16 protein-coding genes are annotated in these 19386 nt (G+C 69.9%); 14 read left to right on the top strand and 2 right to left on the bottom strand.

The window, feature by feature from the left end:
• Positions 1-117: 117 nt before the first annotated feature.
• Both AB0F68_RS13470 and AB0F68_RS13465 read right to left on the bottom strand, forming a co-directional pair.
• The gene (locus tag AB0F68_RS13470; RefSeq protein ID WP_357336410.1) at positions 118-2910 is read right to left on the bottom strand and encodes an alpha-L-fucosidase; all 2793 of its coding nucleotides are present in this window, start codon (positions 2908-2910) and stop codon (positions 118-120) included.
• A gap of 437 nt (positions 2911-3347) precedes the next feature.
• Entirely contained in the window at positions 3348-5453 is a 2106-nt protein-coding gene (locus AB0F68_RS13465) for an alpha-galactosidase (protein ID WP_357336408.1), read from the bottom strand.
• Between the two features lie 249 nt (positions 5454-5702).
• Here AB0F68_RS13465 and AB0F68_RS13460 point away from each other — a divergent pair, with 249 nt between their 5' ends.
• The 14 genes from AB0F68_RS13460 to AB0F68_RS13395 all read left to right on the top strand — a co-directional run bounded on the left by AB0F68_RS13460 (position 5703) and on the right by AB0F68_RS13395 (position 19304).
• Positions 5703-6992 carry an extracellular solute-binding protein gene (locus AB0F68_RS13460; protein ID WP_357336405.1) on the top strand — a complete coding sequence of 430 codons (1290 nt, stop codon included), beginning with the start codon at positions 5703-5705 and terminating at the stop codon, positions 6990-6992.
• A gap of 182 nt (positions 6993-7174) precedes the next feature.
• The gene (locus tag AB0F68_RS13455; protein WP_357336403.1) at positions 7175-8047 is read left to right on the top strand and encodes a sugar ABC transporter permease; all 873 of its coding nucleotides are present in this window, start codon (positions 7175-7177) and stop codon (positions 8045-8047) included.
• Positions 8044-8874 (top strand): carbohydrate ABC transporter permease, encoded by an 831-nt coding sequence (locus AB0F68_RS13450; RefSeq protein WP_357336400.1) that lies wholly within the window; start codon positions 8044-8046, stop codon positions 8872-8874. The genes AB0F68_RS13455 and AB0F68_RS13450 overlap by 4 nt, the downstream gene beginning before the upstream one ends.
• An 80-nt stretch (positions 8875-8954) precedes the next feature.
• Positions 8955-9803, top strand: coding sequence for a fumarylacetoacetate hydrolase family protein (locus tag AB0F68_RS13445; RefSeq protein ID WP_357336398.1), 849 nt, complete (start codon positions 8955-8957; stop codon positions 9801-9803).
• On the top strand, positions 9800-11182 hold the full coding sequence (locus AB0F68_RS13440) for an L-fuconate dehydratase (protein ID WP_357336395.1): 1383 nt from the start codon (positions 9800-9802) through the stop codon (positions 11180-11182). The genes AB0F68_RS13445 and AB0F68_RS13440 overlap by 4 nt, the downstream gene beginning before the upstream one ends.
• On the top strand, positions 11182-11955 hold the full coding sequence (locus AB0F68_RS13435) for an SDR family oxidoreductase (protein ID WP_357336393.1): 774 nt from the start codon (positions 11182-11184) through the stop codon (positions 11953-11955). Before AB0F68_RS13440 ends, AB0F68_RS13435 begins: the two co-directional genes overlap by 1 nt.
• A 16-nt stretch (positions 11956-11971) precedes the next feature.
• The gene (locus tag AB0F68_RS13430) at positions 11972-12283 is read left to right on the top strand and encodes an L-rhamnose mutarotase (protein WP_357336389.1); all 312 of its coding nucleotides are present in this window, start codon (positions 11972-11974) and stop codon (positions 12281-12283) included.
• A gap of 32 nt (positions 12284-12315) precedes the next feature.
• Positions 12316-13290 carry an aldo/keto reductase gene (locus AB0F68_RS13425; protein ID WP_357336387.1) on the top strand — a complete coding sequence of 325 codons (975 nt, stop codon included), beginning with the start codon at positions 12316-12318 and terminating at the stop codon, positions 13288-13290.
• On the top strand, positions 13287-14138 hold the full coding sequence (locus AB0F68_RS13420) for an amidohydrolase family protein (RefSeq protein WP_357336385.1): 852 nt from the start codon (positions 13287-13289) through the stop codon (positions 14136-14138). The genes AB0F68_RS13425 and AB0F68_RS13420 overlap by 4 nt, the downstream gene beginning before the upstream one ends.
• A 44-nt stretch (positions 14139-14182) precedes the next feature.
• Positions 14183-14854 carry a FadR/GntR family transcriptional regulator gene (locus AB0F68_RS13415; protein WP_357336383.1) on the top strand — a complete coding sequence of 224 codons (672 nt, stop codon included), beginning with the start codon at positions 14183-14185 and terminating at the stop codon, positions 14852-14854.
• A gap of 204 nt (positions 14855-15058) precedes the next feature.
• Entirely contained in the window at positions 15059-15832 is a 774-nt protein-coding gene (locus AB0F68_RS13410) for a (Fe-S)-binding protein (RefSeq protein ID WP_357336490.1), read from the top strand.
• Between the two features lie 53 nt (positions 15833-15885).
• Positions 15886-17295 (top strand): lactate utilization protein B, encoded by a 1410-nt coding sequence (locus AB0F68_RS13405; protein ID WP_357336488.1) that lies wholly within the window; start codon positions 15886-15888, stop codon positions 17293-17295.
• Positions 17292-17894 carry an LUD domain-containing protein gene (locus tag AB0F68_RS13400; protein WP_357336381.1) on the top strand — a complete coding sequence of 201 codons (603 nt, stop codon included), beginning with the start codon at positions 17292-17294 and terminating at the stop codon, positions 17892-17894. Before AB0F68_RS13405 ends, AB0F68_RS13400 begins: the two co-directional genes overlap by 4 nt.
• Before the next feature lie 369 nt (positions 17895-18263).
• On the top strand, positions 18264-19304 hold the full coding sequence (locus AB0F68_RS13395) for a LacI family DNA-binding transcriptional regulator (RefSeq protein WP_357336377.1): 1041 nt from the start codon (positions 18264-18266) through the stop codon (positions 19302-19304).
• Positions 19305-19386: the final 82 nt, after the last annotated feature.

The raw sequence follows: 19386 nt of genomic DNA, 5'->3' as shown, positions 1-19386 counted from the left end.
TCCTCGAATGTGGTGGGGAGACCGGTGGTCGGCGCGGGTGAGCGCCTCAGTCGACGCCCTGCTCGCGCACGACCTGGCGAGCAGGGCATCGACGGCGGGTGGGTGCCGCGGGGAGGGTCAGCCCAGCGACAGCCGGTCGAGGTCCGGTGCGGAGTCCTCGTCGTTGTGAATCTTGATGGTGTTGGCGCCCGTGCGAAGGGTGACGGGCACCGAGGTCGTGTAGGGCGTGTTGTTGCCGACGCCGCTCACCTTGACCTCGATGGGCGTACCGCCGTTGACGGTCACGAAGAACGAACGGTCACCGTTCACCGTGAAGTCGATGAACAGGGTGTACTCGCGTGCCGTGTCGACGGTGACGTTCTCGAACAGCACGTAGGCATCCGAGCTGCCGCCGATGTTGCGCACCTTCTGTCCGCCGGAGCAGGGTGAGCAGCTGGTGATGCCGGAGCTGCCGAGCTGGTTGCCCGAGTCCTCCGCCTCCCGCATGAACACCCGGTCCGCCGGGCGCAGTTGCACCCGCAGGTCGCGGCTGACCTGGTTCGGCCTGCCGAGCGTCTCGAACGACGCCACCACGGGGATCTTCGCCGAGCTGACGTCCTGGCCGGCCGGCGAGGTGACGGTCCAGCTGCCCTCCAGAACCTGTCCGAGGCGCATCTCCCTCGACGTCGCGGCGCCGCCGGTGATCGACCAGCCGGCGGGAACCACTGGAGCCATGCTGACCTGGTCGAGTGCGTCGTCGACGTCGAGCCGCAGCCGCGCCGTGACGGTGAGCGACTGCGGCCCCGGGCCGACCCACTGCACACCGGCGGGCTCCACCGTCATCGTGGTCCGCGGCATGGAGGACGCCGGTGGCAGGGGCCCGACGGAGATCCGATCGATTCCCGGCCCCCTGGCAGCCGAACTGAACACCGTGATGGTGTTGGCGCCGGCCCGCAGCGGTACGGCGACCGCCGAGGCGACAGGCACGTCCGGGTTGTCCGCGGCGACCGGCACGTCCACCGCGGTCCCGCCGTTGACGCTCACCGCGAGCGAGGCGCCGGCGCCGGCGCCCGTGTGGTCGATCTGCAGTCGGTAGGTACCCGCCTCCGGTGCGGTGACGCCCCGGTAGGTAACCGAGTTGCGGGTGCCGCCTCCGAGCCCGACGACCTGGTGCGAACCGGAGCAGGCGACGCACTTCGTTCGCTTCGCCTTGCCGTTGAGCGGGTTGCCGTTCGACTCCGCCTCCAGCGGCAGTTGGACGCCGGCGGCCCCCGGGTAGTCGTAGGCCACCTTGACCTCGTCGATCCGCAGCTGCCGGTAGAACGTCGGCGCCTGGGGGCCGCCCCAGGTGTTCAGGACCTCCAGCTTGACGAATCGGGCGCGCTGGTCGCCGATGTCGATGAACTGCACCCCACGGGCGCTGGGCATCGCGCCGCTGCGTACCGGCTGCCCCCAGCGCACACCGTCCTTGCTGACGTAGACGCGGTAGTCCTTGATCCGCGCCGAGTCCTCCGGCCGGCCGAACGACTCCCGGGCGTAGGTCGGCGACCACTCCCGCTGGTTCACCGCGAGGTACCTCGCCTTGCGGGTATCGCCGAGGTCCAGCGTCAGCGAGACCGGCAGCTGCCCGTTGCTGTCCCAGTAGTTCTCGAAGCTTCCGTCCACCACATCGCCGGCCGGGTGACCCTCGCCGGAGGAGGACGCGGAAGCCTTGATCATCGACTGGGGATAGAAGGACTGCTGGCCGGCCGTGCTCACCTGGAACACCGTGTCGTAGGTGTCCCAGGTGTCGATGCCGAGGATCGTCAGGTACCCGCCGGACTGGCTGAACGGCATCCGCTCGCCGGTCCTCAGGTCACTCACTCCGGTCACCCGGTAGCCGTTGTCGCGCAACCGCACCTGATCCGTCCGCGGCCGGGTCAGCACGTGCACGTACTGGGTCTTCGCACCGGGTTCCACCGTGATGACACCGTGAGCCCCGTCGTTCCAGAAGCCTGGCTGCATGCCGCCGTACAGGTAGCCGCCGCCCTCGGTGCCGACCAGCGAGGACCGGATCGGCGGCACCCACTCGGCCATGAAGTTGTTGAACGACTCCTGCTGTGCGGGGAACTTGCCGTTCACCATCGGTGTCTCCGCCATCAGGGACTTCATGGACGAGCCGGCGTTGGTGATGTAACGACCGGTGCTGAGCCGGACGTCAACGGCGTGGTCGCCGCCGTCGTACCACCAGGAGCCGGTCGTCGGCAGCTTGTAGTCAGCCTCGGTGAGGCGGGGCATGGGGGTGAAGGCGGCCTGCGGGTAGTCGTAGGCCGGGGTCATGCCGGTCTTCTGCTCATTGCTGACCGTGTCCATGATCGGCGTGTCTTCGTTGTTGTTGCTCAACAACCAGGACGGGCGCTTCTCCCGGATCTGCTCGTAGAGGTGGTTCCGCTCCCAGTAGGCGTTGTCGTTGTCGATCCAGAACCCGCCCAGGTCGGTGTACTTCTCCATCACCTCGAAGAACAGGTCGTAGCTGAACATGCCGAACCCGTCGCGGGTGGTCAGGTCGACCTGCTGGCCCTTGTACGCCGAGTAGGCCGCCGAGTCCAGCGTCTCGACGCCGAGCTCGTTGTGCCACTGGGGGTCGTCGGTCATGTAGAGGATGACCCGGACCCCCTTGGCCTTGCCGGCCTCGATGAGCTCGCCGAGGATGTCGCGCTCGGTGGCGCAGCTTCCGGGGATCTTCGACGGCCAGGGGCGGGCGTACCCGAGCCGGCTGTGGAAGGTGGCCAGGACGATGTAGGAGGCGCCGAGCTTGCGGGCCTCGTCCACCCAGTAGTCCGGGGTCCAGCCGCCCTCGGTGACATCGTCCTCCCACTCCGCGCAGTTGCGGTGGGCCGGGGCGGTGAACATTCCCCAGTGCAGGAACAGGCCGGCCGTGGATTCACGCATCCACTGTTGTCGCGGATGCTGGACCTCCGCGTGGGCGGCGGGGGCGCCGATGAGCCCCGCGGTCAGGACGAGGACGAGCGCGGCGCCCAACAGGCGCCACCTGCTCCACGCCCGCTCGGATCGTGCTCGGATACCGCCGTGCGGTCGAAGTCTCATGGGGACATCGCCTCTCGATGGTCTGTCTGGTCAGTGGTTACATCGAGGTTTCGAACGAAGACATCCGATGATTGCAACTGCCATCGGCGATGGTCAAGACCTCCGTTGGTCCGCCGTAGGGCGCGACGACAATCGGCGCAGGCAAATAACGCCAGAAGATAGGAGGTGGCCAGGCTGTTCCGCCGTCGGGCTGGCGCGACGAACAGTCATCCGATCACTGCCGGCCTAACCGTCATTCATCGGATGACCAGCGCGGGTCCCCGCTGGCGGAAGCCGGCTGCCTAGACGACGCGGACGAGGTGGACGACCGCGCTGGCGTAGTCCCCGGATGGCAACTGCGGGCGCAGTCCGTGGCCCAGCAGCACGGCGCCGTGTTGCACCTCGCCTGTCGCCTCGTCACGGTATCGGGCGGCCGCGTCCAGCCCCCGCAGCCGCCCGGGCGCCGCCTCGCGGCCGAAGCGTGGCGCGGGAAGCCAGAAGAAGACGACGGATTCGGCGCCGTCGACCGCGACGTACTGGGTCGCGGACAGTCCGTCGGACGGCGGCAGCAGCCGGTGGACGTCCCCGTGCTGCACCACCGGTCGGATCCGCTTGTACTGCGCCACCAGGCGCCGGGCCTCGGCCCGCTCCTCGTCGGTCCACTCCGGCAGGTTGCCGCCGATGGCCAGCACGCCGGCCATGGCCACGTGGAAGCGGAACCGCAGGGGCACGGCCCGCCCGGTCAAAAAGTTTGGTACGTCAGTCACCCAGGCGGCCATGGTGACCGTGGGATAGATCTGGCCATAGCCGTGCTGGATCGACAACCGGTCCCGGGCGTCGGTGTTGTCCGACGGCCAGACCTCGTCCGTACGGCGAAGGATGCCCAGGTCAACCCGGCCGCCGCCGCCCGAACATGTCTGGATCCGCAGGTGCGGGTGATCGGCGCGAAGGCGGTCCAGGACCGCGTACAGGTTCTCGACGTAGCGCACCCAGAGCCGGTCCGGATCCTCACCGCCGTCCGGCCAGCCGGCCTCGGTGAACGGTCGGTTCATGTCCCACTTCAGGAAGTCGACGTCGTTGCCGCCGACGAGTTCGTCCAGCCAGCCATGCGCCCACTCCGCCACATCTGGCCTGGCGAAGTTGAGCACCAACTGGTGGCGCAGCTCGGTGCGGCGCCGGTTGCGCATGTGCAGGACCCAGTCCGGGCGCGCCCGGTACAGATCGCTGTCCGGGTTCACCATCTCCGGCTCGACCCAGATCCCGAACCTCATTCCCAGCCGGTGCACCTCGGCCGCCAGCGGGGCCAGCCCGTTCGGAAATCGGTTCCGGTTCACCGTCCAGTCGCCCAGACCGGCGCGGTCGTCGACCCGGGCGCCGAACCAGCCGTCGTCCATCACGAACAACTCCGCTCCCAGCTCGGCCGCCTGTGCGGCGAGCCGCCGCTGACCGGGCTCGTCGACCGTGAACCCGGTCGCCTCCCAGGAGTTGTAGGTCACCGGACGCAACTCCCGTGGGTGCGGCAGAACGTGCCCACGCACGTAGCGATGCCAGACCCGGCTGGTCGCCCCGTAACCGCCGGTGCTGTAGAGACCGGCGAACACTGCCGTCCCCCGCCGCTCGCTCGGCGCCAACCGCCACGAGACACCCTCATGGCCGGCCCCACCGGTCACGGACACGACGTCGGTCGGGGTACGGCTCAGGGTGATCCGCCACGTGCCGCTCCACGCCAGGGCGCCGCTGAACACCTCACCGTGCTCCTCGCTCGCGTCGCCGGCGTCGATGGTGAACCAGGGGTTGGCGTGGTGGCCGGTGGTGCCGCGCCGGCTTGTCAGCACCGTCTCGCCGCGGGCGAGGTCGACCCGCTCCACCTGGCTCTCCCCGCCCCAGTGGCCGGTCACATGGCGTACGACGTAGTCCGCGCGGGCCGGGACGGGCCAGGTCGCCGAGTCGGCCCGCAGCACCTCGACCGGCACGTCGCCGGTATTCGCCAGCGACGTCCACCGCTCGATGACGTCGCTGTCCGGATACACGCGGTAGTGCAGGCCGACCTCGAACGGGTAGTGCCGGTCGACCAGCCGGATCGACAGCGTGTCGGCGTTGCGTTGCTGGCCGGCGAAGGCCAGCTCCAGGCCCCGCGTGCCGTCGGCGAACCGTACCTGGAGCGCGGGCACACCGAACCGGGCCCCGCCCTCGACCGGGAACTCCTCGATGTCGTACACCTGGCCCTCGAATTGGGTCATCGTGGCGGGACGCGGCGCCGGCACGGTGCTCGCCTGGGCCAGCGTCAGCCGCGGTCCCCAGTAGAGGTGGCGCAACATACCGTCATCACCGAGGCGCAGCGCATACCCGGTATCGGGGGTGGAGAGCAGCCAGGTCCGGGTCGCGGCGTCGAACTCAACTCCAGGCATCCGGGAAGCGTACGACCCGGCGGTCGATGGCTCGGTGCCGCGGGATGGGCATTCGGCTCGGTCCAAACGGGCGAAGTCGCTCGAATCCCAGGAATGCCGCGAATCGGGTAGTCATCCGATCGATCGGGCCGAGGATGCCGCCTTTTCCGGGTTCGGGCGTTGACACTCCGCCCAAAGATCGGATGTACTGCGCTCCGGCGTTGACCTTCGCCACTCCCACCACTGTCCGACCTCACGAGAGGTGGCTCAATGCGGAACAAGCCCCGAGCATTCCGGGTGGCGGCCGCACTCGCGGCCGTCGTCGCCCTCAGCGCCTGCACGGTCGGTGGCAACTCGTCCATCGTGGACGGCAAGCAGGAGGTCACCTTCCTGACCTTCGAGACGCCGAACCTCACCCCCGGGTACTGGGATGCCGCGATCAAGCGGGTGACCGACAAGAATCCGGACATCACCGTCAAGAAGCTGGTGGCCCCGACCGCGGACGGTCGGACGGCGTACGCCAAGCAGCTGCTGCAGTCGGGCCAGTTCCCGGACGTCATGATCGCGGTTTCCCCAGCCGGGTTCGCCGAGGCGGGAAACCTCTACGCATGGCAGCCGGACGAGCTGAAGGACTTCCTCTACCCGACGGCGAACCCGATCAACGGGAAGTACTACCAGCTGCCGGCCAACGCCCAGACCATCCCGCCGATCTACTACAACAAGAAGATGTTCGCCGACGCCGGCGTCACCGCGCCCCCGAAGACCTGGGCCGAGCTGCTCGACGCGTCGGCGAAGCTCAAGGCGAAGGGAACAACGCCGTTCGTCATCGGCGGTGGCAAGGATGGCTTCGCCTCGTCGATGATCCTGTCCGGCCTCGTGAGTGTGGACCTGTATGCGAAGACGCCGGACTGGCTGACCAAGCGACGCTCGAACCAGGCGAAGTTCGCCGACCCCGACTTCGAGAAGGCGCTCGGCAAGTTCGCCGACCTGTCCGCCAAGGGCTACCTCGACAAGTCGGCCGTCTCCCGGGACTACGCCGCCACGGAACAGGCGTTCCTGGACGGCAAGGGTGCGATGTATCCGATGGGGAACTGGTTCGCGGCGAACGCCGACACCAAGAAGCCCGGCTTCGAGATCGGCGTGTTCAACTTCCCGACCGAGGACGGCAAGGTCGTGGCGCCCGCCTACACCGGCGGCGGCATGATCGTCAGCGCGAAGGCGAAGAACCTCGACGCGGCCAAGAAGTTCGCGCTGGCGTTCCAGCTAGACAAGGAGCAACTCGACGCGTCCGTCAAGGCTGACGGACTCTTCCCCGCCATCAAGGGCTACACGCTGCCCTCGGACGTGGGTCCGGTGTTCAAGGCGGGATACGAGCTCTACCAGCAGGCGCAGGCCCAGCAGGCCGTCGTGCACGCATTCCGCTGGGAGACGGCCGACGACGGGCTGCTGCCCGGAATGGCCGACAAGGTCGACGCGGCCGCACAGGACCTGATCACGGGACGCAAGACGCCCGCCCAGGCCGCCGCCTTCCTCGACACGGAATGGTCGAAGGCTGGCTGATCCGGCGACGCGTACGACCGGGTGTGGAGAGCGCTCGCTCTCCACACCCCCTCGGTCGCACCGAAGCTGGCGACGGTCGACCGGTAAGAATGGAAGGAGTAGGCGCAATGGTTGCCCAGGTCGCTAGGCCTGCCACACGGCCCGCATCGGAGGAGACGACAAGAACCCGGCGACGACGCCCGTTGGGGCCGGCCCTCGGGCACTTCGCATCGTTCGCCGCGCCGGGGGTGCTGATCTACGCCTGCTTCGTCCTGGCACCGATTCTGGTCAGCCTCGGCTACAGCCTGACCAACTACAACCCGTTCAACCCGCCGACGAAGTATGTGGGACTGGAGAACTACCAGCTGCTGCTGCGCGACGACCAGTTCCTCACGGCGCTGCGGGTGACCACCATCCTCACCGTGATCGTGGTGATCGTGCCGAACGTGCTCGGGCTGGCGGTCGCGCTGCTGCTCGACCGGCACGGGTGGCTCTACAACGCCCTGCGCAGCGTCTTCTTCACCCCGGTCATCCTGAGCTCCGTGGTCGTGAGCGTCATCTGGTCGCGCCTGCTGGACAGCGAAGGACCGCTCAACGAGACGCTGAGGGCCCTCGGGGTCGACCAGCCCCCCGGCTGGCTCTCCGATCCGGCCGTCGCCCTGTACTCGGTGGCGTCGATCATCAGCTGGCAGATGCTCGGCTTCTGCGTCGTGGTCTACCTCGCCGGCCTCCAGGGTGTGCCCGTCGAGCTGCAGGAGGCAGCGGCGATCGACGGCGCCGGCCCGGTCCGCCGCTTCCGCGCCGTCACCTGGCCGATGCTGGCGCCCGCCCTGACCGTCAACACCGTCGTCCTGCTGATCTCGGCGTTCAAGGCATACGACTACATCAAAGTGATCACCAACGGCGGGCCGGGATCCGGCACCACCGCCACCGTCGCCTTCAACGTGCTCCAGACCGGCTTCGACGCCAACCACGGTGGATACGCCTCCGCCATGGCGATCCTGATGTTGCTCATCGTCGCGGTCGTGACCGCGATCGCGCTGAGGTTCCTGCAGCGCCGGGAGGTGGACCTGTGAAACATGGCAAACCGTCGTGGCTGCGCCCCGGCGTGGCGATCACGCTCGCCGCGGTCTTCTTCGTGCCGCTGTACTTCGTCCTGGCGAACGTCTTCAAACACGGCGACCTGATCGCCAAGCAACCCGCCCAGCTTCCGCTGCCGCCCACCCTGGCCAACATCACGGCGGTGCTCACCCGGCCGGACCGCCTGTTCTGGGTCAGCCTCACCAACAGCATCGTCGTCACGCTCCTGTCGGTGCTGGTGCTCATCGTGCTCTCCGCGATGCTCGGCCACTACCTCGCCCGCACCCGCAATCGGTGGACCCGGGCACTGACCCTGCTCCTGCTCTGCGGGCTCATGATCCCGCCGCAGGTGATCCTGATACCGATCACCGACGTGCTGCGGTTCACCCACCTGATGGCGACACTGCAGGGTCTGGTGCTGTTCAACGTCGGCTACTACGTACCGTTCGGCATCTTCGTCTTCATGGGCTTCATCCGCGCCGTACCGGTCGAACTCGAAGAGGCGGCGCGCATCGACGGTGCGAGTCGTATGCAGGTCTTCTGGCGGGTCGTCTTCCCGTTGCTGCGCCCCGCGACCGCGAGCGTCGTCATCTTCCTCAGCGTGTGGATCTGGAACGACTTCATCAATCCGCTGATCATTCTCGGCCCGAGCCAGGGGACCACGATCACCACCGGCATCTACCGCTCCATCGGGCAGTACCAGGCGGATTTCGGCAGCCTCTTCGCGCTGATGTTCCTGGCCACGCTGCCCGTGCTCATCTTCTACCTGGCTCTGCAACGACAGTTCGTCAAGGGCCTGACCGGAGGCGCCACCAAGGGGTAGCCGGGGCGCCGTAGCGCATTGACGTGAGCTGACCGAGAACTGACGTATTGGATGTGCGACATGAATTCTGGGGGCGACGCATGAGGCTCTTGCGGGTGGGCGCACCAGGACACGAGCGCCCGGCACTGCTGGACGCGGACGGGCGACTGCGCGACCTCAACGGGTTGATCGACGACCTGGACGCATCGTTTTTCGCCACCCACGGCATCCGGCGGCTGGCGGAACTCCCGACGGCCGAGTTGCCGGTGCTCGCCACCGACGGACTGCGGATCGGACCACCGCTGCGACCCAACAAGATCGTCTGCATCGGCTTGAACTACCGGGACCACGCCGCCGAGACCGGTGCCCCGCTCCCGACCGAGCCGGTCGTCTTCCTAAAGGCCCCGGACACCGTGGTGGGACCCGACGACACGGTTCTTGTTCCGCGTGGCAGCACGAAGACCGATTGGGAGGTCGAGCTCGCGGTCGTCATCGGACGCACCGCCCGCTACCTGTCCAGCATCGAGGAGGCGATGGACTGCGTCGCCGGCTACGCCGTAGCCCACGACGTGTCCGAGCGGGAGTTCCAGCTCGAGCGTGGCGGCCAGTGGGACAAGGGCAAGTCCTGCGAGACCTTCAACCCACTCGGACCATGGCTGGTCACCGCCGACGAGGTGCCCGACCCGCAGGCCCTGAGGCTGCGGCTGTGGGTGAACGGTGACCTGCGGCAGGACGGCGCAACCGCCAACATGGTCTTTCCGGTGGGGGAGATCATCCGCTACCTCAGCCAGTTCATGGTGCTCCACCCGGGCGACGTGATCAACACCGGCACTCCGGCCGGAGTGGCACTCGGGCAACCCGAACCGAAGCCGTACCTGGTCGCGGGCGACGTCGTCGAGCTGGAGATCGACGGGCTGGGGCGCCAGCGCCAGCAGGTGGGGCAGGCATGAACTTCACCGAGCTGGAGGTCCTCGACGTCCGCTTCCCGACCTCGCGCGAGTTGGACGGCTCCGACGCGATGAACCCCGACCCAGACTACTCGGCCGCCTACCTCGTGGTGCGCACCGACGACGTGGACGGGCACGAGGGGCACGGCTTCGCCTTCACCATCGGCCGCGGCAACGAGGTGCAGGCGGCCGCAATCGCCTCGCTGCGGCCGTACCTGCTCGACAGGTCGGTGGACGCGGTCCTGGCCGACCTCGGCGGCTTCTGGCGCGAGCTCGTTCACGACTCGCAGCTGCGCTGGCTCGGCCCGGAGAAGGGCGTCATGCACATGGCGATCTCCGCCGTGATCAACGCCCTGTGGGACCTGCGGGCCAAGCGAGAAGGGCTGCCGCTGTGGCAGCTGCTGAGCCGGCTGAGCCCGGAGGAACTCGTCGAGCTGATCGACTTCCGCTATCTCACCGACGCCCTGACCCGCGACGAGGCGCTGCGGATCCTGCGTACCGCACAACCCGGACGCGCCGAGCGGGAGGAGTTGCTGCAGCGTGAGGGGTTCCCGGCCTACACCACGTCGCCCGGCTGGCTGGGCTACGACGACGACAAGCTGCGCCGCCTGTGCAAAGAAGCGGTGGCGGAGGGCTTCACCCAGATCAAGCTGAAGGTCGGCGCGGATCTGGCCGACGACATCCGGCGGATGGACATAGCCCGGCAGACCTGCGGGCCGGATGTCCGCATCGCGGTAGACGCCAACCAGCGCTGGGATGTGCCGGAGGCGATCAGCTGGGTGCGCGAGCTGGCCCGGTTCGACCCGTACTGGATCGAGGAGCCGACCAGCCCGGACGACGTCGTCGGGCACGCCGCGATCGCCCGCGGGGTGGCACCGATCGGCGTCGCGACGGGCGAACACATCGCTAACCGGGTCGTCTTCAAGCAACTGCTCCAGCTCGAGGCGATCTCCTACGTGCAGATCGACGCGGCTCGGGTCGCCGGGGTCAACGAGGTTCTCGCGATCCTGCTGCTGGCGGCGAAGTTCCGTGTGCCCGTGTGCCCGCACGCGGGCGGGGTCGGCCTCTGCGAGTTGGTCCAGCACCTGTCGATGTTCGACTTCGTCGCCGTGTCCGGCTCGATGCAGGACCGGGTCATCGAATACGTCGACCACCTGCACGAACATTTCGTCGATCCAGTGGTGGTTTCGCGCGGCCGCTACGTCGCGCCGACCGCGCCGGGATTCAGCGCCACCATGCGGCCGGAGACGCTGGCCGAGTACGTCTTCCCGCACGGCCCGGTGTGGTCCGCCGCAGGCGCGCCCGGTCCGACGGTGAGTGGGAGCGGCGGCGGGCGGCCCCGCGACGAGGACGACCGGACCGATGGTGAGGTGGAACGGTGATGGGTGATCGAGGCGAGTTCACCGGGTTGAGGGCCCTGGTGACCGGCGGGGCGTCGGGCATCGGGCTGGCGACGGCGACTCTGCTGGCGAAGCGCGGCGCCCGCGTGGCCTGTCTGGACCTGCGCCCCGAGGCGGTGCCCGAGCCGCTGCTCGGTTTCGCGGCGGACGTCGCCGACGACCCCTCGGTGCGCGAGGCCGTGGCCGCCGCCGCCGAGGCGCTCGGCGGCGTCGACGTACTGGTCAACAACGCCGGTATCGGAGCCCGCGGCACGGTGGAGAGCAACCCGGACGACGAGTGGCACCGGGTGCTCGACGTGAACGTGGTCGGGATCGTCCGGGTGACCCGCGCCGCACTGCCGCACCTGCGCGCGTCGTCCCACGCGGCGATCGTCAACACCTGCTCCATCGCGGCGACCGCCGGACTGCCGGATCGGGCGCTCTACAGCGCCAGCAAGGGAGCGGTGCAGTCACTGACGTTGGCGATGGCGGCCGACCACCTGCGGGAGGGGATCCGGGTCAACTGCGTCAACCCCGGCACGGCGGACACGCCGTGGGTGCGCCGGCTGCTGGAGGCGGCCGAGGACCCGACGGCAGAGCTGGCCGCGTTGCAGGCCCGCCAGCCCCTCGGCCGGTTGGTCAGCGCGAACGAGGTGGCGGCCGCGATCGCCTACCTCGCCAGCCCCCTCGCCGGGTCGACCACCGGCAGTGTCCTCGCCGTCGACGGCGGCATGCAGGGGCTGCGGCCGCGCCCCGCTGCGGATCGTCCTGACTGAGCAAAGGAGCTGCCCCATGCAACGGATCGCCCTGCACACCCGGCTCAAGCCGGGCAAGGAAGGCGAGTACGACACGGTGCACCGGGTCATCCCGGCCGAGCTGGACAGCGCGCTGCGCGCCGCCGGGGTGCGCTCGTGGCGGATCTGGCGGGACGGGCGCGACCTGTTCCATCTGGTCGAGGTCGAGGACTACCAGCGGATGCGACACGAGTTGCGGGATCATCCGGCGAACGTGCCCTGGCAGGCCCGGATGGCGGAGTTGTTGGAGATCGAGGACGACTACTCCGGCACCGACTCGGGGCTGCGCCTCGTCTGGGAACTGCCGTGACGGAGGTCAGGCTGGGGCGGTCAGAGGTGACCGTGAGTCCGCAAGGTCTCGGCTGCGCCCAACTCGGCAATCTCTACACGGCGCTGAAAGACGCCGAAGCCGGGGACACCGTGGCGGCGGCGTGGGAATCGGGCATCCGGTACTTCGACACCGCACCCCACTACGGGCTCGGGCTCTCCGAGCGCCGGCTCGGCGACGCGCTGCGCAGCCTGCCGCGGCCCTCGTACACGGTCAGCACCAAGGTGGGTCGCCTGCTCGTGCCGGACCCCGCCGGAGCGACGCGACGTGACCCGGCGGGCTTCCACGTGCCGGCCGACCACCGCCGGGTGTGGGACTTCAGCGCCGACGGGGTGCACCGTTCGCTGGAGGCGAGCTTGGACCGGCTCGGCCTGGACCGCATCGACGTGGTGCTCATCCACGATCCGGAGGACCACCAGGTTCAGGCACTCGAGCAGGCATATCCGGCCCTGCACGACCTGCGGGCACAGGATGTTGTGGGCGCGATCGGGGTCGGGTCGATGCAGTGGCAGGTGCTACACCGGTTCGTCGCAGAGACCGAACTCGACGCCGTCATGGTCGCCGGCCGGTACACGCTGTTGGAGCAGCCCGCCCTGGACACGCTGCTGCCGAGGTGCGCGCAGCGCGGCGTCTCCGTACTCAACGCGGGCGTCTTCAACAGCGGCCTGCTCGCCGTCGACCGGCCACACACCGGGCTGCCCTACGACTACCACGACGCGCCGCCCCCGATGGTCGACCGGGTGCGGGCGATCGCCGCCGTCTGCGCCCGGCACGGGACCTCGCTGCCAGCGGCGGCGCTCGCCTTCGCCGGCGCACACCCCGCAGTGGCGGCGGTGGTGGTCGGGGCGCACGACCCCGGGCAGGTCCGGCGGAACGCCGCGCTGCAGGCAGCCGCACCACCGCCGGCCGACTTCTGGTCGGAGCTGGTCGCCGAGGGGCTGCTGCGCCCGGACGCCCCGGTTCCCACCAGTCCGGTGGGTACGCCATGATCGTCGACGCGCACCACCACCTGTGGCGGATCGACGACGGCTACCGGTGGCTCGACGAGCCGGAGCTGGCCCCGATTCGCCGGTCCTTCACGCCCGCCGACCTCCAGCCGGAGCTGTCCGCCGCCGGCGTCGACCGGACAATCCTGGTGGAGGGCGGACGCTGCGACACCGCGGAGGCGGCCATCCTGCTCCGGTACGGGAGCAGCACCTCAGCGATCGGCGGCGTGGTCGCGTGGGCCGACCCGGCAGACCCCGCGCTCGCCGACACCGTCGCCCGCTACCGGCAGCTGCCCGGGGGCGAGCTGCTGGTGGGCGTCCGGCCGCAACTGCAGGGCGAGGCGGACCCGGAATACCTCGACCGCCCGCAGGTCCGGCGCGGGCTTCGTACCGTCGCCGAGGCCGGCCTGGCGATCGACGTCGTGGGCCGGGTCGACCAGCTCGCGGCGGTGGCCCGGGCCGCCCGGGACGTCCCGGAACTCAGCTTCGTCCTCGACCACCTGGGCAAACCCCGCATCCGCGACGGCGCGGCCGGCCTGGCCGAATGGGCGGGTCCGGTCGCGGAACTCGCGGCGCTGCCGAACGTCACCGCCAAGCTTTCCGGACTGGTCACCGAGGCGGACTGGAACCGGTGGCGGGTCGCGGACCTGCGCCCGTTCGTCGGCGCGGCCGTGGAGCTGTTCGGCCCCGAACGGCTGATGTTCGGCTCGGACTGGCCGGTCTGCCGGCTGGCCGCCGACTACGGCGCGGTGATGTCGGCGGTGGCCGAGGCGTTGCCTGCGCTGTCAACGCAGGAGCGGGCGGCGGTGTTCGGCGACACCGCGGCGCGAACCTACCGACTCGGACCCTGAGCACGTACCCGTTTTCGTGGTAGATAGGGACGGTGAAGGAACGCATGGCGGTCACCGACGAGGCGATCGGCAAGATCAAGCAGATGATCGTCGCGGGCGAACTGAGCCCCGGTGATCGGCTGCCGCGCGAACCCGACCTCGCCGAGCGGCTCGGCCTGTCCCGCAACTCCCTGCGCGAGGCGGTCAAAGCGCTGTCGCTGATCCGGGTGCTCGACGTACGCCAGGGCGACGGCACGTACGTGACGAGCCTCGACCCGGCGATGCTTCTCGACGCGTTGAGCTTCGTCGTCGACTTCCACCGCGACGACACCGTCCTGCAGTTCCTGGAGGTACGCCGCATTCTCGAGCCGGCCGCCACCGCGCTCGCCGCGCAGCGGATCAGTGAGGAGGAACTCGGCAAGCTCCGGAACGTCCTCGACGCGCTCGGCGAGGATCCGAGCATCGACGAACTCGTCGCCAACGACCTGGAGTTCCATCGGCAGATTGCGGCCTGCGCGGGCAACAAACTGCTCAGCTCGCTGCTCGACAGCCTCTCCGGCCCGACCACCCGCGCCCGCATCTGGCGGGGACTGACGCAGGAAGGCGCCGTCCATAAGACCCGCGAACAGCACGCCGCGATTCTGGAGGCCATCACCTCCCGGCAACCCGAGCTGGCCCGATCCTGGGCGACGGTCCACATCGCCGGCGTCGAGGAATGGCTGGGCCGCATTGTCTGAACGTGCCGATCGTCGGACGTACCCCTACCGGCATCCCCGTGGCGAGAGGGCGGCCCCCCGCTCTGGCGCACCGGCGCAACTGATGGCCAGCCGCACCCGTGACCTGCCGGCGGATGTCCAGGTGCTGAACCACGAACGCGCTCATCTGCGCGAGCGCCACCAGTCGGTCTGGCGAGCCGCGGAAGATCGGATGGCTGGTTGAGGATGCGGATTGCCCTGTTCGTGACCTGCCTCGCCGACACTCTCTTTCCGGAGGCGGTCAAGGCGACGGTGCGGTTGCTGGAGCGCCTGGGCCACGAGGTGGTCTTCCCGGAGGATCAGACGTGCTGCGGGCAGATGCACGTCAACACCGGCTATCCGGACGAGGCTTTGCGGCTGGTCCGCCGGCACGTGCGGGTGTTCGCCCCGTACGACGTGGTGGTGGCGCCGTCCGGCTCGTGCGTCGGGTCGGTGCGGCATCAGCACGCGATGGTGGCGCGCCGGGCGGGCGGTGAGCGGCTGGCGAGCCGGGCGGAGGAGGTGGCCGCGCGGACGTATGAGCTGTCGGAACTGCTGGTCGACGTGCTGGGGGTGATCGATGTCGGGGGGTACTTTCCGCACCGGGTGACGTATCACCCGACCTGTCACGCACTGCGCATGATCCGGGTCGGGGACCGGCCCTTGCGGCTGCTGCGCGAGGTGCGTGGTCTGGAGTTGGTGGAGCTGCCGCAGGCGGAGCAGTGCTGCGGCTTCGGGGGTACGTTCGCGCTGAAGAACGCGGACACCTCGACGGCGATGTTGGCGGACAAGATGCGCAACGTGCTGGCCACGAGGGCGGACGTGTGCACCGCCGGGGACGCCTCCTGCCTGATGCACATCGGTGGCGGGCTGTCCCGGCTGCGGGCGGGGGTGCGGACGGTGCATCTGGCGGAAATCCTGGCCAGCACCGAGGCGGATGCCCGCGGTGCCGGCCGGGATGTCGCGGGGGTGGCCCGGTGACGGCCTCGGGCGGGCCGGCCGAGGCCACCGGACGTGAGACCACCTTCCTGGGCATGCCGGCGACCGCCCCGCCCGGGGTGGGCCACCTGCGCGGCGACGAGCCCTTCCCAGCGGCGGCCCGGCGGGCGTTGGGTGACGCCCAGCTCCGCCGGAACCTGCGGCACGCCACCACGACGATCCGCGGCAAGTCGGGGACCGCGATAGGTGAGGTGCCGGACTGGCAGGAGTTGCGGGCCGCAGGCCGGGCGATCAAGACCGACACCATGGCCCGCCTGCCCGAGCTGCTGGAGCAGCTGGAAGCTGTGGTCACGAGGGCCGGCGGCACGGTGCACTGGGCGGCCGACGCGGTCGAGGCGAACCGGGTCGTCACCGACCTGGTTCGGGCGGCCGGCGCCGACCGGGTGATGAAGGTCAAGTCGATGGCCACGCAGGAGATCGGCCTCAACGAGGCCCTGGAGGCCGCCGGGATCGAGCCGGTCGAGACCGACCTGGCCGAGCTGATCGTGCAGCTCGGAGACGACCGACCGACTCACATTCTGGTGCCCGCGATCCACCGCAACCGGGCGGAGATCAGGGAGATCTTCCTGCGGGCGATGCCGGGGGTCGACCCGGCGCTCGCGGACGAGCCGGCGGCCCTGGCCGCCGCCGCCCGCCGGCACCTGCGGGAGACGTTCCTGAGTACGCGGGTGGCCGTGTCCGGGGCCAACTTCGCCGTGGCCGAGACCGGCACGCTCGCGGTCGTCGAGTCCGAAGGCAACGGGCGGATGTGCCTCACCCTGCCGGAGACCCTGATCACCGTGCTGGGCATCGAGAAGGTCATCCCCACCTGGCGGGACCTGGAAGTCTTCCTCCAGCTGCTGCCCCGGGCCTCGACCGGGGAGCGGATGAACCCCTACACCTCGATGTGGACCGGCGTCACCCCCGGCGACGGCCCGCAGGCGTTCCACCTGGTGCTAATGGACAACGGGCGCAGCGCGGTGCTCGCCGACGAGGTGGGCCGGCAGGCGCTGCATTGCATCCGCTGCTCGGCCTGCCTGAACGTCTGCCCGGTGTACGAGCGCACCGGCGGGCACGCGTACGGGTCGGTGTATCCGGGGCCGATCGGCGCCGTGCTCTCCCCGCAACTGACCGGCATCGCCGACAACGCCTCCCTGCCGTACGCCTCGTCGCTCTGCGGGGCCTGCTACGACGCCTGCCCTGTCATGATCGACATTCCGTCGATCCTGGTGCACCTGCGCGGCCAGGCGCCCCACCCCCGTTCCGAGGCGGCGGCGATGGCCGCGGCCGCGTACACCATGGACCACCCGGCGCTGTACGCGGCCGGGCAGCGCGCCGCGCGGCTGAGCCGGCTCGCCGGCCCGCGCGGGCGCGGCCTGCCGCCGCCGCTGTCCGGCTGGACGGCCAGCCGCGACCTGCCGGAGCCGCCGCCGCAGAGTTTCCGTCAGTGGTGGGCGCAGCGGTGACCGCACGGGACCTCATCCTCGGTCGGGTGCGTGCCGCCCTCGGCGACCCTCGGCCGGCGCCGACCGAGGTGCCTAGGGATTACCGTCCCGCCGGCGACGCCGACGCCGACGTCGACGTGCTCGTGGGCCGCCTCACCGACTACCGGGCCACCGTGCACCGGTGCGCCGACACCGACGTCGCCCGGGTCGTCGACGAGGCGCTCGGCGGCCGGCAGGTCGTGGTGCCACCCGGCCTGCCCCGGCACTGGCTACCGGGCAGCGTCAGCGCGGTGCCGGACGACAACCTCCCACCGGGGCGCGTCGCCGCTGTGGACGGGGTGGTGACCGCGGCGGCGGTGGCCGTGGCCGAGACCGGCACGATCCTGCTCGACGGGGCCCCGGACCAGGGCCGCCGGATCATCACGCTGCTGCCGGACGTGCACGTGTGCGTGGTGCGGATCGGCCAGGTCGTCGCCACCGTGCCGGACGCCCTCGCCCGGGTCACCCCGCACCGGCCCCTGACGTGGATCAGCGGACCGTCCGCCACCAGTGACATCGAACTCAACCGGGTCGAGGGCGTCCACGGGCCCCGCAACCTGCACGTAATCATCACGGCGTGAACCGGGCCAGCGTGCGTGACGATCGGGCCGGCGGTGCCGAGCGCACCGCTTGCTCGGCTACCGTGGCGCCAACACGAGGTCCTCGCGAGTAACGACCATAAATCTCTGGTCAACGTCGCCCCGGAGTCCTACTCCATGTACATGATCGAGTGCTGTAGCGGGTGAGCTGCCTGGAATTGCTACTACCGCCGACGGCACTGCACCCTCGGCTACCTCAGCCCCGCCGCCAACCAAGCCGAAGCCCCCATCACGGGCAGTATGGTGGCCTGACACCACACACCGACCCTGTCCGTCACAGCGGGTCAACCCCAGTCGTCGGCATTCGCAGGATCTAGGTTGGGAAACGACCCGTAACCTCGAGGAGGCCCGGTGGCAGCTTCGACCGGCAGTGACGGGCGGGCGGCGCCAACCATCTACGATGTGGCGCGAGCGGCGGGCGTTGCCGCGTCGACGGTGTCCCGGGCATTCGCCCGCCCGGGCCGGGTCAACGCCGACACCGCCGGGCGGATCCGCAGGATCGCGCTGGAGATGGGCTACCGCACCAATCCCGTCGCCCGCGCGCTGCTCAGCGAGCGTTCTTCGATGATCGCGCTGGCCATCTCCGACATCACCAACCCGTACTACTTCGAGATCATCCGTGGTGCTCAGGCGGCGGCGATGGGGGCCGGCTACACGATCCTGCTCGTCGACGCGCAGGAGTCCGACCAGCTCGAGCGGGAGGCGTTGGACCGGGCCGTCCAGACGGTGGAGGGCATCGTGCTGGCCAGCACCCGGATGTCCGACACCGCGATCCGGATGACGGCCAAGCTCCGGCCGCTGATCGTGCTCAACCGGGCCGTCGCGGGTGTGCCGTCGGTGGTGACCGATCACCGGCGCGGCATGCGGCAGGCCGTGGATCACCTGGCCGGCCTTGGTCACAGCCACATCACCTATCTGGCCGGGCCGGAGGCGGCGTGGTCGGACGGGATCCGCTGGCGGGCGTTACGTGAGGCGACGGTCGAACTGGGCCTGCGACTGCACCGTCTCGGCCCGTATCCGCCCACCGTGCTCGGCGGCGTCGCCGCCGCTGACGACTTCTGGCGACGACCGACCAGCGCGGTCATCGCCTACAACGACCTGATGGCCCTGGGACTGCTGCGCGGCCTCTCGACCGTCGGCCTCCGGGTGCCGCAGGACGTCAGCGTCGTGGGGTTCGACAACATCTTCGGTACCGACCTGGTCACGCCCGGCTTGACCACCCTCGCCGCGCCGCTGCACCTCCTTGGCCGCACCGCCGTACAGGGCCTGCTCGCTCTCATCTCCGGCGCCCAGCCGCCGGTCGACAAACCGGTCACGATTCCGACCCACCTGGTGGTCCGCGCCTCCACGGGTCAACGGCGCCCGGCCCGGATCGCACCCCCCGCTGACTAGGCGGAACTCCCTGGCCCGCAGCAAGACCGTCGGCCGGAATCACCACCGGATAGGCCAGGCCGGACCCGCAGCGGACGCCGCC

Source organism: Micromonospora sp. NPDC023966 (genome assembly GCF_040639095.1).
Classification (GTDB): Bacteria; Actinomycetota; Actinomycetes; order Mycobacteriales; family Micromonosporaceae; genus Micromonospora.
This window is presented reverse-complemented; position numbering and strand designations above follow the sequence as displayed.